The sequence below is a fragment of the Parasphingorhabdus sp. W113 genome, from assembly GCF_055693205.1.
This window is the reverse complement of the sequence record NZ_CM146328.1, coordinates 1,945,306-1,958,941: the sequence shown is the minus strand read 5'-3', so window position 1 is coordinate 1,958,941 and position 13,636 is coordinate 1,945,306. Positions and strand designations below refer to the sequence as shown.

General features: G+C 56.1%; 14 protein-coding genes. 8 read left to right on the top strand and 6 right to left on the bottom strand.

Annotated features, from left to right (window positions below; translation table 11 throughout):
- Positions 1-28 precede the first annotated feature (28 nt).
- On the bottom strand, positions 29-1,687 hold the full coding sequence (leuA, locus tag ACZ1GS_RS09300) for a 2-isopropylmalate synthase (RefSeq protein WP_472694928.1): 1,659 nt from the start codon (positions 1,685-1,687) through the stop codon (positions 29-31).
- Between the two features lie 338 nt (positions 1,688-2,025).
- Between leuA and ACZ1GS_RS09295 the strand changes: the two genes are divergently transcribed.
- The 4 genes from ACZ1GS_RS09295 (at position 2,026) to ACZ1GS_RS09280 (ending at position 3,977) form a co-directional block, all read left to right on the top strand.
- On the top strand, positions 2,026-2,511 hold the full coding sequence (locus tag ACZ1GS_RS09295; protein WP_472694927.1) for a YHS domain-containing (seleno)protein: 486 nt from the start codon (positions 2,026-2,028) through the stop codon (positions 2,509-2,511).
- A 58-nt stretch (positions 2,512-2,569) separates the two neighbouring features.
- Positions 2,570-2,830 carry a hypothetical protein gene (locus ACZ1GS_RS09290; protein WP_472694926.1) on the top strand — a complete coding sequence of 87 codons (261 nt, stop codon included), beginning with the start codon at positions 2,570-2,572 and terminating at the stop codon, positions 2,828-2,830.
- Positions 2,831-2,940: 110 nt separating this feature from the next.
- Complete coding sequence (locus tag ACZ1GS_RS09285) at positions 2,941-3,453, top strand: YHS domain-containing (seleno)protein (protein ID WP_472694925.1); 513 nt, start codon at positions 2,941-2,943, stop codon at positions 3,451-3,453.
- 125 nt (positions 3,454-3,578) lie between these two features.
- Positions 3,579-3,977, top strand: a complete 399-nt coding sequence (locus ACZ1GS_RS09280) for a BLUF domain-containing protein (protein WP_472694924.1) — start codon at positions 3,579-3,581, stop codon at positions 3,975-3,977.
- 41 nt (positions 3,978-4,018) lie between these two features.
- On the opposite strand, the gene ilvC is transcribed toward ACZ1GS_RS09280, so the two are convergent.
- From ilvC to miaA, 4 genes are all read right to left on the bottom strand, one after another.
- Positions 4,019-5,038 (bottom strand): ketol-acid reductoisomerase, encoded by a 1,020-nt coding sequence (ilvC, locus tag ACZ1GS_RS09275; RefSeq protein WP_472694923.1) that lies wholly within the window; start codon positions 5,036-5,038, stop codon positions 4,019-4,021.
- A gap of 60 nt (positions 5,039-5,098) precedes the next feature.
- Positions 5,099-5,614, bottom strand: coding sequence for an acetolactate synthase small subunit (ilvN, locus tag ACZ1GS_RS09270; RefSeq protein ID WP_472694922.1), 516 nt, complete (start codon positions 5,612-5,614; stop codon positions 5,099-5,101).
- Positions 5,614-7,359, bottom strand: a complete 1,746-nt coding sequence (locus tag ACZ1GS_RS09265; RefSeq protein WP_472698107.1) for an acetolactate synthase 3 large subunit — start codon at positions 7,357-7,359, stop codon at positions 5,614-5,616. Before ACZ1GS_RS09265 ends, ilvN begins: the two co-directional genes overlap by 1 nt.
- Positions 7,360-7,503: 144 nt before the next feature.
- Positions 7,504-8,436 carry a tRNA (adenosine(37)-N6)-dimethylallyltransferase MiaA gene (gene miaA / locus ACZ1GS_RS09260; protein ID WP_472694921.1) on the bottom strand — a complete coding sequence of 311 codons (933 nt, stop codon included), beginning with the start codon at positions 8,434-8,436 and terminating at the stop codon, positions 7,504-7,506.
- Here miaA and serB point away from each other — a divergent pair.
- Positions 8,429-9,310, top strand: a complete 882-nt coding sequence (serB, locus tag ACZ1GS_RS09255; protein WP_472694920.1) for a phosphoserine phosphatase SerB — start codon at positions 8,429-8,431, stop codon at positions 9,308-9,310. The two genes, miaA and serB, sit on opposite strands and share 8 nt — an antisense overlap.
- 25 nt (positions 9,311-9,335) lie before the next feature.
- On the opposite strand, the gene ACZ1GS_RS09250 is transcribed toward serB, so the two are convergent.
- Complete coding sequence (locus ACZ1GS_RS09250) at positions 9,336-10,355, bottom strand: SPOR domain-containing protein (RefSeq protein ID WP_472694919.1); 1,020 nt, start codon at positions 10,353-10,355, stop codon at positions 9,336-9,338.
- 263 nt (positions 10,356-10,618) lie between these two features.
- Here ACZ1GS_RS09250 and ACZ1GS_RS09245 point away from each other — a divergent pair, with 263 nt between their 5' ends.
- The 3 genes from ACZ1GS_RS09245 to ACZ1GS_RS09235 are packed head-to-tail and all read left to right on the top strand — an operon-like array spanning position 10,619 to position 13,605.
- Positions 10,619-11,341, top strand: coding sequence for an AAA family ATPase (locus ACZ1GS_RS09245; RefSeq protein ID WP_472694918.1), 723 nt, complete (start codon positions 10,619-10,621; stop codon positions 11,339-11,341).
- A gap of 17 nt (positions 11,342-11,358) precedes the next feature.
- On the top strand, positions 11,359-12,135 hold the full coding sequence (locus tag ACZ1GS_RS09240; protein ID WP_472694917.1) for a hypothetical protein: 777 nt from the start codon (positions 11,359-11,361) through the stop codon (positions 12,133-12,135).
- Between the two features lie 36 nt (positions 12,136-12,171).
- Positions 12,172-13,605, top strand: a complete 1,434-nt coding sequence (locus ACZ1GS_RS09235) for an SPOR domain-containing protein (protein ID WP_472694916.1) — start codon at positions 12,172-12,174, stop codon at positions 13,603-13,605.
- Positions 13,606-13,636 lie beyond the last annotated feature (31 nt).

The window sequence follows — 13,636 nt, the reverse complement described above, 5'->3', positions numbered from 1 at the left end:
TTATTTTAAGCGATCGGTTAAGAAAAGTTCAGATCCGATTGACTGCGCTGAGCAGGGCTTCGACCGAGGCCCTTGCGACATCGCTGTTGATGCCGACACCATAGAATTCCTTGCCGTCTCCGGTCTTGCATTCGACATAGGCTGCGGCTTGCGCATCTTTGCCGGAGCCCAGGGCATGTTCCTGATAATCCATAATCTCGAGGCTGATCCCCATCGATGAGGCGAGGGCGTCCACGACACTGGAGATCAGGCCATTGCCCCGACCGCTGATCGAGATTTCACCATCCGGTCCGCGCACTTTGCCGACAAATATGCGTTCGCTGCCGGTTTGGCGCTCCTCATAGTCGATCAGGCTGTGCGATCCGCTGCCATCGAGATGATAGCGCTTTTGGAACGCGCCCCAAATGTCATCGGTTGACAATTCTCTGCTCGTTTCATCGGCGAGTTCCTGCACCGTGCGGCTGAAATTGGCTTGCAGGCGTTTGGGCAGTTTTAGCCCGTGATCCTGTTCCAGGATCCAGGCGATGCCGCCTTTGCCGGATTGGCTGTTGACCCGGATGACGGCTTCATAATCCCGACCGATATCGCGCGGGTCAATCGGCAGATAGGGCACGTTCCAAAGGTCGTCATTGCGTTGTTCCTGCGCGGCAAACCCTTTCTTGATCGCGTCCTGATGCGATCCGGAAAAGGCGGTGAACACCAGTTCGCCGGCATAGGGATGACGGGCTGGAACCGGCAGCTGGTTGCAATATTCGACCGTATTGACAATCTCGTCCATGTTCGAAAAGTCGATCTCGGGGTCCACCCCCTGAGTGTACATGTTGAGCCCCAGCGTGACCAGGTCGACATTGCCCGTGCGTTCGCCATTGCCGAACAGGCAACCTTCAACCCGATCCGCACCGGCCATCATGCCCAATTCTGCAGCCGCGATGCCGGATCCACGGTCATTATGTGGATGCAGGCTGATCACGACATGGTCGCGCCTGCTGATATTTTTGCACATCCATTCAATCTGGTCGGCGTAAATATTGGGCGTCGACGCTTCGACCGTTGCCGGCAGGTTGAGGATCAGTGGCTTGTCGGCGGTTGGTTCAATAATGTCCATGACCGCTTCACAGACTTCGAGACTGAAGTCGATCTCGGCGGTTGAGAAGGTTTCCGGGCTATATTCGAAATGCCAGTCGGTATCCATATATTTCTCGGCCTGTTCCCGCAAAATGGTCGCACCTTCCTTGGCGATATCCTTGACCCCGTCCTTGCCGAGCTTGAAAACGACATCACGCCAAGCCGGGGAAACGGCGTTATAGAGGTGAACAATCGCCTGTTTGGCGCCTTCCAGGCTGGCAAAGCTGGTTTCGATCAAGTCCCGCCGGGACTGGGTCAGCACCTGGACCATGACATCGTCAGGAATCTTATTGTTCCGCACGAGGCCGGAAATGAAATCAAAGTCCGTGGCGCCGGCGGACGGAAAGCCAACCTCGATTTCCTTGATACCGATTTTGACGAGCAAATCAAAAAACCGCTGTTTCTTCTGGCCATCCATCGGGTCAATCAACGCTTGATTGCCATCCCGCAGGTCTGTGGAGAGCCAGCGCGGGGCCTTGGCGATCGTGCGGGACGGCCATTGGCGGTCGGGCAAATCAATTTGCGCGAACGGGCGGTATTTCTGAGAAGGTATGGGATGCATGTCTGATACTCTTATGCTGCGGATCGACAGACGCAAGGCGCAAATCAATCCAAATTTCGATATGTTCGGAAAATTTTCCCTTAGACGACGACCGCTGTTTCACACAGCAGCACGGCTACGCCTAAGGGCGCATAAGTCGCAGATTTAGGAGGTTTGATGACCGATCCATGCGTTGGGTCATATCGGATGCGGTGCAAAAATCAACCAGTCCGGTGAATTTATTTTGCCGGGTGTGAAACCTTTTCCGGCGGCACCGCGAAACCATTCACAACACCGGTGTCGCAAACAGATTTAGAGTTACCACAGAAATTCATATTAAATATCAAAGGACTAGAACAATGAAATCACTTATTCTCCCGCTGGCACTGGCCCTTACGGCCTCCGCTGCCAGCTTCGCTCTGCCGCTCGATGCGGCGCTTGCCGGACCAACCTATACCGGCGTCAAAGGCGGCAATATCGCCGTCGGTGGCTATGATGTTACCTCCTATTTCAAAGGCAGCGGTGTTCCGGTCAAGGGCAGTGCAGCGCATAAAGTGACCTATAAAGGCGCTGTCTATCACTTCACGTCCGCCGCCAATGCCAAGAAGTTCAAAGAAAAGCCGGCGCAATTCGCTCCGCAATATGGTGGCCATTGTGCCTGGGCCATGTCTCGCGGTTCGCTCGCTCCCGGAGATCCGCTGGTCTACAAAGTCGTTGATGGAAAGCTCTATTTCAACGTCAACAAGCAGGTTCAGAAAACCTGGCTGACCGATATCGCGGGCTTCATCAAAAAGGCTGATATCAACTGGCCGAAATTCCCGGACAACGCCAAATTTGGCGGTTGATCGCTCCCTCTTCGTCACGCTGACTTTCTCTCAACACGCTTAACCAAAGGAATATCTCATGAACAATCAAGGTAAAATCTCCGCAATGCTCGCCGTAATGGGTGGTCTTTCCCTGGCAACCCCGTCTGCCGCTCTGGCGACATGTGCTCCGGCCGCAGCCGTCCAACCCGCTTGTGGCGCCTGTGCTGCCGCGGCTTGTGCCGCAGCCTGTGGTGCCTGTGCCGCAGCACCAGCCGCCTGCGCCGCCGCCTGTGGTGCCTGTGCTGCTGAACCGGCCGCCTGTGCAGCTGGATGCGCCGCCGCCTGCGCACCGCAATAAAATAGATAATTTACTAGTCCAGGGAAGCAGGGGCAGATAAGAACTGCTTCCCCAAGACTAACTTGTGATCAAAGGAAATCCCTATGAACAAAAGATTTTTAGCAACCATCATGTTGGCTACTCTCCCCATTGCCTGTTCCGCTCCTGCGTCAGACGATGCGCAAACCACCGAAGCAACCGCACCATCCGGTCTGGTTGCCGATCTTGGCGGTGACCCGCAAGGTCCTGTTTACACCAAGAACCAGGGCGAAACCCTTGCTCTGTCCGGCTATGATGCCGTCAGTTATTTTTCCGGTGATGCGCCGGTTGAAGGCAGCAAAGACTATCGCGTCCGCTACCAGGGCTTTGATTATCAGTTTGCCAGCGCCGAAAATGCGGAAACCTTTCAGGCTGATCCGGCTAAATATGCACCGCAATATGGTGGCTATTGTGCCTGGGCTATTGGCGCCAATGACGCGCTCGCTCCTGGTGATCCGAACGTCTACAAGATTGTCGACGGCAAGCTTTACCTGAACTTCAGCGAAGACGTTGCGGTGCGCTGGAATGAAGATATTCCTGGTTTCATTGAAAAGGGTGACGTCAACTACCCGACCCACGACCCCAGCGAGCATTATGCCAGCTGAGCCTGGATATCGGCATGCAGAACAAAGGCGGTGGAGCATGGCTCTGCCGCCTTTTTCTTTTTGCTAGCGTAATATTAACCCGGATTTCCTAGGTCTGCGAACTCAGTAGTAAAGTGGTTCGCATCATGTATCGTCTTATCTATATCAGTACACCGAAACCGGGTCTGCGTTCCGACGATGTCGCTGCTATTCTGGCCGCTTCGCGCAAAAATAATACAGAAAATGCGGTGACCGGACTGCTCGTTCAGGATCAGCGCCGGTTTCTGCAATATCTCGAAGGCGAACAGGCAAAAGTGGACGAGACTTTTGCCCGTATCGCTACTGATACGCGCCATTCCGCGATCATCCCGCTGAAGATCGGCTATATCGGAAGGCGGCAATTTCCCAATTGGGGTATGGCATCCAAGACATTCAACAGCCCGGGCAGCTTGCGGCAAGCGGTGGCCGAAATGACCGGAGGTTGCGACCCTGAAGTTGCCGACGAGTTGCTGCGCTTCGCCGATGCGAGAGACCGCGCCGCTTAGGGTCAGAAACCCTAGCCGGCGCAGTCTTTCGGCTTTGCGGTTTAGTTGACGTCCTTGTCGACCAGCTTGTTGGCACCAATCCAGGGCATCATCGCGCGCAGTTCGGCGCCGGTCTTTTCAATCGGATGGGCTTCCGCTTTTTTGCGGGCGGCCTTCAATTCCGGTTGACCGGCACGATTGTCGAGAACGAAGTCTTTGACAAATCGACCCGCCTGAATATCGGCCAGTACGCGTTTCATTTCGGCTTTGGTTTCTTCGGTAATAATCCGTGGGCCGGTGGTGATATCGCCATATTCTGCGGTGTTCGAAATCGAATAGCGCATGTTGGCAATGCCGCCTTCGTAAAGCAGATCAACAATCAGTTTGGTTTCGTGAAGACATTCAAAATAGGCCATTTCGGGCGCGTAGCCCGCCTCGGTCAGGGTTTCAAATCCAGCCTGAATCAAGTGGGTGATGCCTCCACACAATACCGCTTGCTCACCGAACAGATCGGTTTCACATTCCTCCCGGAAATTGGTTTCGATAATTCCGGAACGTCCGCCGCCGACACCCGAAGCATAAGCCAGCGCAACATCATGGGCATTGCCGCTTTTATCGGCATGAATGGCGACGAGGCATGGCACGCCGCCACCGCGTTGATATTCGCTGCGAACCGTATGACCCGGGCCTTTGGGCGCGATCATGATAACATCGAGATCTTCGCGCGGTTCGATCAGGCCGAAATGGACATTCAAACCATGAGCGAAGGCGAGGGCGGCACCAGACTTCATATTCTCATGATAGTCCGCCGCATAGATAGCAGCCTGATGCTCATCTGGGGCCAGGATCATCACAATATCGGCCCAGGCGGCGGCATCGGCATTGCTCAGGACCTTGAAATTGGCTGCTTCCGCTTTCTTGGCTGTGGCGGACCCTTCGCGCAGCGCGATCGCAACGTCCTTGACGCCGCTGTCGCGCAGGTTCTGGGCATGGGCGTGGCCCTGGCTGCCATAGCCGACGATGACAATTTTCTTGTCTTTGATCAGGTTGAGATCGGCATCGGCGTCATAATAGACTTTCATTTTTCTTCCTTAAATTCAGATATATATAGAGAGTAGTGAGAATGAATATTCGCGCCTATCTCAGGCGCCTTCCGGGCCACGGCCAATGGCGACAACACCGGTCCGACCCACCTCGACCAGGCCGACTTCGCGCATCAGGCTGATAAAGGTCTGGATTTTGTCGGGCGCGCCGGTGATTTCGAAGACAAAACTCTCGGTGGTCGCGTCGACAACCCGGGCGCGATAGACATCGGCGAGCCGCATGGCTTCGATCCGGTTGTCGCCTTTGCCCGCAACTTTGACCAGCGCCAGTTCGCGCTGGACATGGGGGCCAGATTCCGTGAGATCGCGGACGCTGTGCACCGGCACCAAACGGTCCAGTTGCGCAATAATCTGTTCGATCACATGCGGCGGGCCGTTAGTGGCTATGGTGATCCGGCTGATCGCATGGTCAGCACTGATATCAGCCACGGTCAGGCTCTCGATATTATAGCCGCGAGCGGTGAACATGCCTGCAATCCGCGCCAGAATCCCGGCTTCATTGTCGACCATCACAGCGAGAACGTGCCGTTCTACAGTTTCTTCTTTTATGTGCATCAGACCAGCGCCTTTGCGTTATCGTCCATCGTGCCTTTGACATCATCGGGCGTCAGAAGCATCTCGGTATGCGCCGCACCGGACGGAATCATCGGGAAACAATTGGCAAGCTTGGCCACGCGGCAATCCACCAGCACCGGACCGTCGGTATCGAGCATTTTTGCAATACCCGTTTCCAGATCTGCCGGGTCTTCGATCAATAGCCCCGTCCAGCCATAGCTTTCCGCCAGTTTGACGAAATCAGGCAAGCTGTCGGAATAGCTGCTGGAATAGCGGCTTTCATAAGTCAGTTCCTGCCATTGGCGAACCATGCCCATATATTCGTTGTTCAGGATGAAAATCTTGACCGGCAGATTATATTGACTGGCGGTGCCCAGTTCCTGGATGTTCATCTGGATCGAGGCTTCACCTGCAATATCGATGACAAGCGCATCGGGATTACCCAATTGTGCGCCGATGGCCGCGGGCAGGCCATAGCCCATTGTTCCCAGTCCACCACTGGTCAGCCATTTATTGGGTTGTTCGAAATCAAAATGCTGGGCCGCCCACATCTGGTGCTGGCCGACTTCGGTGGTGATAATGGGATCCCGTTCATGGGTTGCCTGCCATAGCTTGCGGATCGCTTCCTGCGGCATGATCTCTTTTTTGCTTTCGGGATAGGCGAGACAATTGGTCGCGCGCCATCCCTTGATCCGGGCCCACCATTCTTCATAATCCGGCGTCTGAAACCGGCGGCCTTTCAGAACCGCGAGAATTTGTTCCATAACGCGGCCGACGTCACCGATAACCGGGAGGTCGACGCGAATCGTCTTGTTGACCGATGATCGGTCGATATCGACGTGAATTTTCTTGCTGTTGGGCGAAAAGGCATCAATCCGCCCGGTAATCCGGTCATCGAAACGCGCGCCGAGGCAAATGATCAGATCGGCGCGGTTCATCGCCATATTGGCTTCGAACGTCCCGTGCATGCCCAGCATGCCCATCCATTGCTCCGAAGCCGCCGGAAAGGCGCCAAGCCCCATCAGGGTCGATGTGACCGGAGCACCCACCAGTTCGGCCAGCTCGCGCAGCGTTTCGCTGGCTTTCGGACCGCTGTTGATAATGCCGCCACCGGTGTAGAAGATCGGCGCCTTGGCTGCCATGATCATCTCGGCCGCTTCGTTGACCGCTTTGAAGTCACCGTCAATTTGTGGCTGATAGCGGCGATTCTTGTGGGTGCCATGGGCATGAAATTCGGCTTCGGCAACCTGAACATTTTTCGGAATGTCGACGACAACAGGACCGGGGCGTCCCTGGGTTGCGATATGAAAAGCCTCGCTGACGATCTCCGCGAGATCAGATGGTTTCTTCACCAGATAATTATGCTTGGTACAGTGCCGCGTGATGCCGACCGTATCGGCTTCCTGAAAGGCATCGGAGCCAATCAGATTGGTCGCAACCTGGCCGGTGATCACCACCATCGGGATCGAATCCATCAGCGCATCGGTAATGCCGGTTACCGCGTTGGTTGCGCCGGGGCCAGAAGTCACCAGAACCACGCCGGGCTTGCCGGTTGAGCGGGCATAACCTTCGGCGGCGTGGGTCGCTGCCTGTTCATGCCGGACGAGAATATGCTTGATCTGCGGATGCTCATAAAGCGCATCATAAATGGGAAGCACAGCACCGCCGGGATATCCGAACACGGTGTCCACACCTTGCGCGAGCAAGGTTTCAACCAAAATATCCGCACCGCTTTTCTCGGCCACTACATGCTCCAGTTCTTCAATTATTCCCGGAAACAGGCCGGGAAATAGGGTGGTCTGATAAGCCATGCTGCAGCGCAACGCAATGCGCAACAGCAGGCCAATCCGCGCGGCGCTACCTATTTTAATATATTATGTCAACAGCAATTATTGTAATAATGTTATAATATCGCCAATATTATCATTAGATACTATCTCATCAAAGCGCGGCCAATCTGCTGGGCACTGGTTCTTGAACCACGTAAACTGGCGCTTCGCATATTGGCGGGTCGCGGTTTGCGCCGCGGCAACCGCTGCATCCCGCTGGGTTTCGCCGGTCATCCAGGCCGCGAGATCTGGTACACCAATCGCCCGCATGACGGGGCAATTGTCGGGCAAATTGCGGTCCAGCAGGCGTGCGACTTCTCCCTGCGCGCCTTGACTGATCATATGTTCAAAGCGCAAGTCGCAGCGGCGATAAAGCCATTCTCTTGGTGGTAGCAGAACAAGCGGCTTGAGCGTGATCGATTCGGCAATGCCGCCTTCGGTCTTGCCATGCCAGTAATCGAGCGGATGGCCGGAGGAGCGAACGACTTCCAGCGCGCGTTGCACCCGGGTGGTGTCGCGCGCATGCAAACGATCGGCCGCCACGGGGTCTTCGTCGCATAAAGCCGTGAAAGCATCGGCCGTATCCAGCGCCCGCACGCTGCTGCGAATGGCGGGATCAATCGACGGGATCGGAGAAATACCGTCCAGCAGCGTCCGGACGTAAAGGCCTGTGCCGCCGACCAATATTGGCAATGTGTCTTCCGCATGGGCGGTTGCAATTTCTTGTTTGGCATCATCGGCCCAGCGCGCAGCAGTGCAGGTTTCCGCCCCGTCGATATAGCCATAGAGGCGATGCGGCAGGCCTTCCATTTCCGCTTCCGTTGGTCGTGCACTGAGAATCTGCAAGTCGCGATAGACCTGGGCGCTGTCGGCATTGATCACGACAGAGGCTTGCCTTTTTGCCAGCTCCAGTGCCAAGGCAGATTTGCCGCTGGCGGTTGGACCGATAATCAGCGCCACTGTTTTTCTGCCATCGGGAGAATTTATGCTCATCGCGACACTTATAGCAGCACAGGAATTGAAAAAGGGAGACCTAAGTTTCGCTGCGGACCGGTTGGCGGCAGCAGGGAGTACAATCACAGGGCAGGGCACTATTGTCGATCACCGCGTGGCGGAAATCCGTTTCAGCGGCGACCTGGTGGCGGCGCGTGCGGCGTTGGTGGGGATTGGACCGGAGATCGATAGCGCTGTTCAGGTCGCCGCCGGACGCGAGAAAAAATTGCTGATTTCGGACATGGACAGCACGATGATCACGGTCGAATGTATCGATGAACTCGCGGATTATGCCGGTATCAAGGCGGAAGTGGCCGAGATTACCGAGCGGGCTATGCTGGGTGAGCTGGACTTTGAAGGCGCGCTCCGTGGACGAGTAGCGTTATTGGCTGGCCTCGAGGTCTCTGCGATCGCGCGCTGTCTGGAGGAAAAGGTCACCCTTATGCCCGGCGCGCAAACGCTGGTCCGGACGATGGCGGCCCGCGGTGCAGAAACGCTTCTGGTGTCCGGCGGATTCACGCGGTTTGCCAAGGCCGTTGCGGCGGAAATCGGTTTTGCGCGCTATGAGGCCAATATATTGGCGGAAGTGGAAGACAAGCTGACGGGGGCGCTGGACGGCCCGATTGTCGATGCGCAGCGCAAGGCGGAGCTGTTGCAAGAATCAGCCCGCGCCGCTGGCCTCGATGCCAATGACTGTCTAGCGGTTGGAGACGGCGCCAACGATATTCCGATGATCGCTGCCGCTGGCACCGGGGTCGCCTATCACGCGAAGCCGAAGGCTGCAGAGGTGGCCGATATCGCCATTGCCCACAATGATTTGACCGCCTTGCTGTATGTGCAAGGCATTACTGCTGATCAGTGGGTTACTGCTTAGATTTCAGAATTGATCTGAATTCAGATTATTTGGCTTTGACAATGCATGCATTGCCTGACGCCTTGACCGAATTGCACATCTGATTGGCCTGGCTGCGCGTCGCAAAAGGACCCGCTTGCAAGCGAGTGATATTTCCGGCGGCAACCAGATAGGGCTGCAGGCTGTTCAAGCCGGATACCTGATTTTCCAGACGATCCCACAAGGCTTTGGCTTTGTTCTGGCTGCTAAAGGCACCCAATTGGACTCGCCATTTGCCATTGGCTGCCATGCGAACGGGCGCTGGCTTCGGAGCTGGGGTAGGAGCCACGACCGGGCGCGGTGGAGGCGCTGTTACGGGACGTGGAGCGGGGGTCGCCGGCACAGGAGCCGGGGCGCGCGCTCCGGTCTGAGAAGCGGGCAATTGTGCGGTTTGAATCGGTCCGGAAGACGGGGCTGGGCGCAATCCGCCCACCATTGCGGTGCGGACCCGCTTTTCATTCTGTTCCATCTGACTCGCCAGTTCGATGGCGCGCCGGCGATCTTCCACCGGGATATATTTGTCCATCTGCGCCATATTGGATGTCGCCTGCGGCAAGCCGGAAGCCGATGCGCGGGTCATCAGCGCATAGGCCTTGATCCAGTCTTTCTCGACAAAATCGCCATTGAAATGGCCGGTGCCGAGGACATATTGCGCGCGCGGTTCGCCGCGATTTGCCGACGCTTGCAGATAGGGCAGGGCTTCGCTGCGGCGATTATTCTGAAACAATATCAGACCGTAGTTGTCATTGGCCTGCAAATGGCCTTGATCCGCCGCCATTTTGTAGAATTTCTCGGCTTGCGACAGATCCATTGGAACGCCGCGGCCAAGCTTATAGGCCTGGGCCATGTTAAATTGGGCATCGGCATCGCCCGCGCTCGCCGGGCCGCGCCATTCCTTGATCGCTGTCTTATAGTCGCCGCGTCCCCAGGCATCGACGCCGGTCTTCACGTCGGCCAAAGCCGGCGTTGCCATGCCAAGAATAGCGGTTGCGAGCAGGAGTTTGCGAGCGGTCGAATGGAATGTCATGCGTTATACCTTGTAATCTGCAGATAATCTGGCGTTCGGTTGATGTGTAATGGCCCCTTAACGCCATTATGCAAACAATTCGTAACCTTGGCAAAAAAACATGATCGCGGGATGAATGCAATTCTAACAGCATGTAACTTTTTTGAACGGCAGCAAAAAACTTAATCCCGGCGTTAACTCTATTTTAGCCCTGTTATGTCAGAGCAGTAGCTGAATGAATTTCAGACGTCCTGATCGAAACGCTATCAGACAAGGGGAATAGAGTGCGAGTTCTAGCGATGGCATCCCAAAAAGGTGGTTCCGGCAAAACAACTTTGTCGGGGCATTTGGCTGTTCAAGCCCAGTTGGCAGGTGCAGGACCCGTGGTCCTCATCGACATCGATCCGCAAGGCTCGCTGGCTGACTGGTGGAACGAACGCGAAGCGGAATTGCCTGCTTTTGCGCAGACAACGGTTTCCCGTCTGGCTGCCGATTTGCAGATTTTGCGCCAGCAAGGCTTCAAGCTTGCTGTCATTGATACACCGCCGGCGATCACCATGGCTATCCAGAGCGTGATTTCGGTTGCCGAACTGATCGTTATTCCAACGCGTCCCAGCCCGCATGATCTGCGCGCTGTCGGCGCGACCGTCGACTTGTGCGAACGGGCTGGAAAGCCCCTTTTGTTTGTCGTCAACGGCGCGACCCCCAAGGCGAAAATCACCTCGGAAGCGGCGGTGGCCTTGTCACAGCATGGCACTGTTGCCCCAATCACGGTTCATCATCGCACCGACTTTGCCGGATCGATGATTGACGGCCGCACGGTCATGGAAGTGGATCCGCAAGGGCGTTCATCGCAGGAAATCCAGCATCTCTGGAGCTATATTTCAGATCGTCTGGAAAAGAATTTCCGGCGCACCGTCTTTTCTTCGCCAGCCGCCGCTCCGACGGCAGCGCCTGGCATACCACGTCCCGGAGGCAATTTTGGCCGCCGGGTTGTTGGATCTTGAGGGAAGGAGCACAGAATATGAGTGAACCGAAACCTCTTGCATCCCTCTCTTCTTCGCTTCTGGCTCGCAAAGGCGGGGCCAAACCGGCGATGCGGCGGCAGGGTCTGTCTTTCGAAAGCAACCCGGAAGCGGCCGACGATGATCTGGGCTGGAATGACATGGGATATGATACCAATCCCGATTTCGAGGCAGCACAAGCACAGGATGAGGCAGCCGAATCCGCTGACCAATATCAATATAATCCGTTGGCCGGCGCCATTCCGGAAGTCGTACCGGCGGTGAAGAAACAGCAGGAAGAAATTGCTGCCAAACTGAGCCAGCATCCGGAACGTTCACCGGAGCCGGCAGCACAACCAGCGGCCGCACCGCAACTGGTTGCCGAACCCGATCCGACGCCCGTACCGGCGCCCGTGGCTGAGGCGGCAAAACCGGTTGAAAGCAAGAGTGCGGATCAGGATCCACCAGTACCGGTTCCGCTGTCAATCTCGCGCGAGGTCGCACCGGTTGCGGAACATTCTAGCATCGGGCAGGCACCACCGCGCCGCAGCAAACCAAAACCGGTTGCCAAACAACCAAAAGCCGCGCGTCCGGCCAAAAAATCCCGGACCCGCAAGGCCAAGGCAGCGTTTACCTTACGGTTGGACGCTGAGCGGCACCTGAAACTGCGCTTGGCAACCGCTGTGAAGAACGTTTCTGCACAGCAGTTGGTAACCAAAGCCGTGGACGAATATTTGAGAACTATCCCCGAACTTGACGACCTAGCAGAGCGCATTCCTTCCCGTGGCGCTGCTTGATCCGAAGCACCTGATTTTATTTGCGAGGGCATTGATATGAAACGCGATTTAATTTTGAAACTGGCCGCATCAACGATGGTCATTTCCGTTAGCTTGACCGGCTGTGGTCCCTTTGGCGGAGGATCGGTTGCATCGTCTTCGAGCAAACCCGCTACCGTCAAGGACGGAGCGAAATATGCGAAAAAGGCAGAAAAAGCCTTGCTTAAGGGCCAGACCGAAAAAGCGATTGTCTATGCCGAGCGTTCGGTTGCCGGCGTTGGTAACAATGCCGATACCCGTGCCTTGCTTGGACAGGCCTATCTGTCCGCAGGTCGCTTCCATTCGGCGGAACGCAGCTTTCTGGATGCGGTCGAACTGGGCAAAAAAGATGTTCGGACAATCCTCAGCCTCAGCATGGCTCAGCTTGCGCAAGGCAAAGCCAACAAGGCCAAGCAATTGATCGACGCCAATCGCAACGTCATTCCAACCGCTGACTATGGCCTGGCCATGGCGCTGGCTGGTGATTCCAAGGCTGCAATTGCAGTGCTTGAACAAGCCATTCGTGACGACAATGTCACCGGTCGTACCCGCCAGAATCTGGGTCTGGCCTATGCGCTCGACGGGCGCTGGAAAGAAGCCAAATTGATGGCAATGCAGGATATCTCTCCTTCCAAGGTTGATAACCGCATCATGCAATGGGCGCAAATGGCCCGTCCGGGTGCCTATGATGTTCGTGTTGCTTCATTGCTGAACGTCACGCCGGCACAAAATGATCCCGGCCAGCCTGTGCGTCTGGCCTTGAACGTGGCACCGGAAACACCGGTTGTCGCTCAAGCCACGCCTGCACAGGATTATGCACGCGAAGTTGCCAGTTTCGACAGCGCCAAGCCGCTGCCAGCTGTGGGACCTGCACCCACCGCCGATTCCAACGTGGATTTCATGGCGAAGGAAAATAACGTCACTGTGACCACGGTTGACATTCCGGCCAGCAAGCCAGCTGCGCCGCTGATCAAGGCATCAGCGGATCCGGTCAAGGAGCCTGCTGTAAAACCGGCCACGAAACCGGCTCCGGTCAAGGTTGCTGCGAAAAAGCCAATGCCGGTGAAAACCGTCTCGGCCTCAGCCATTTCTGCGGTGCAACCCGTACTCCAGAAAATCGCCTTCAAACCGCGCGCCCGTTCCATCGGCAACGCCAAGCATCTTGTGCAACTCGGTGTCTTCTCGTCGCCTGAAAATGTGAAACGCGCCTGGGGCATTTTGTCACGCCAGAATAGCGATCTCGCGGCGTTTGACTATGCCAGTTCGCGGATTACCGTTCGCGGCAAGACGCTTTATCGTCTGGCCGCCATGGGCTTTGGCAACGCGCAATCCGCCGAAGCCATGTGTGCCGGCATCAAGGCAAAGGGCGGCAACTGCATCGTTCGCGATGTCCGGGCCGTCAATCCGACCCAGATGGCTGAAAAAGCGCCGCGCAAATTGGCGTCACGCTAAGCCGGACAATCTCAAGAAACACAATTGGGGG

What these genes read in the sequence shown, in the direction of transcription:
- miaA (WP_472694921.1), bottom strand. Translation starts at nt 8,436, where the DNA reads ATGAGCATAAATTCTCCCGATGGCAGAAAAACAGTGGCGCTGATTATC.
- ACZ1GS_RS09235 (WP_472694916.1), top strand. Translation starts at nt 12,172, where the DNA reads ATGAAACGCGATTTAATTTTGAAACTGGCCGCATCAACGATGGTCATT.
- ACZ1GS_RS09285 (WP_472694925.1), top strand. Translation starts at nt 2,941, where the DNA reads ATGTTGGCTACTCTCCCCATTGCCTGTTCCGCTCCTGCGTCAGACGAT.
- ACZ1GS_RS09295 (WP_472694927.1), top strand. Translation starts at nt 2,026, where the DNA reads ATGAAATCACTTATTCTCCCGCTGGCACTGGCCCTTACGGCCTCCGCT.
- ACZ1GS_RS09280 (WP_472694924.1), top strand. Translation starts at nt 3,579, where the DNA reads ATGTATCGTCTTATCTATATCAGTACACCGAAACCGGGTCTGCGTTCC.
- ACZ1GS_RS09290 (WP_472694926.1), top strand. Translation starts at nt 2,570, where the DNA reads ATGAACAATCAAGGTAAAATCTCCGCAATGCTCGCCGTAATGGGTGGT.
- ilvN (WP_472694922.1), bottom strand. Translation starts at nt 5,614, where the DNA reads ATGCACATAAAAGAAGAAACTGTAGAACGGCACGTTCTCGCTGTGATG.
- serB (WP_472694920.1), top strand. Translation starts at nt 8,429, where the DNA reads ATGCTCATCGCGACACTTATAGCAGCACAGGAATTGAAAAAGGGAGAC.
- ilvC (WP_472694923.1), bottom strand. Translation starts at nt 5,038, where the DNA reads ATGAAAGTCTATTATGACGCCGATGCCGATCTCAACCTGATCAAAGAC.
- ACZ1GS_RS09250 (WP_472694919.1), bottom strand. Translation starts at nt 10,355, where the DNA reads ATGACATTCCATTCGACCGCTCGCAAACTCCTGCTCGCAACCGCTATT.
- ACZ1GS_RS09240 (WP_472694917.1), top strand. Translation starts at nt 11,359, where the DNA reads ATGAGTGAACCGAAACCTCTTGCATCCCTCTCTTCTTCGCTTCTGGCT.
- leuA (WP_472694928.1), bottom strand. Translation starts at nt 1,687, where the DNA reads ATGCATCCCATACCTTCTCAGAAATACCGCCCGTTCGCGCAAATTGAT.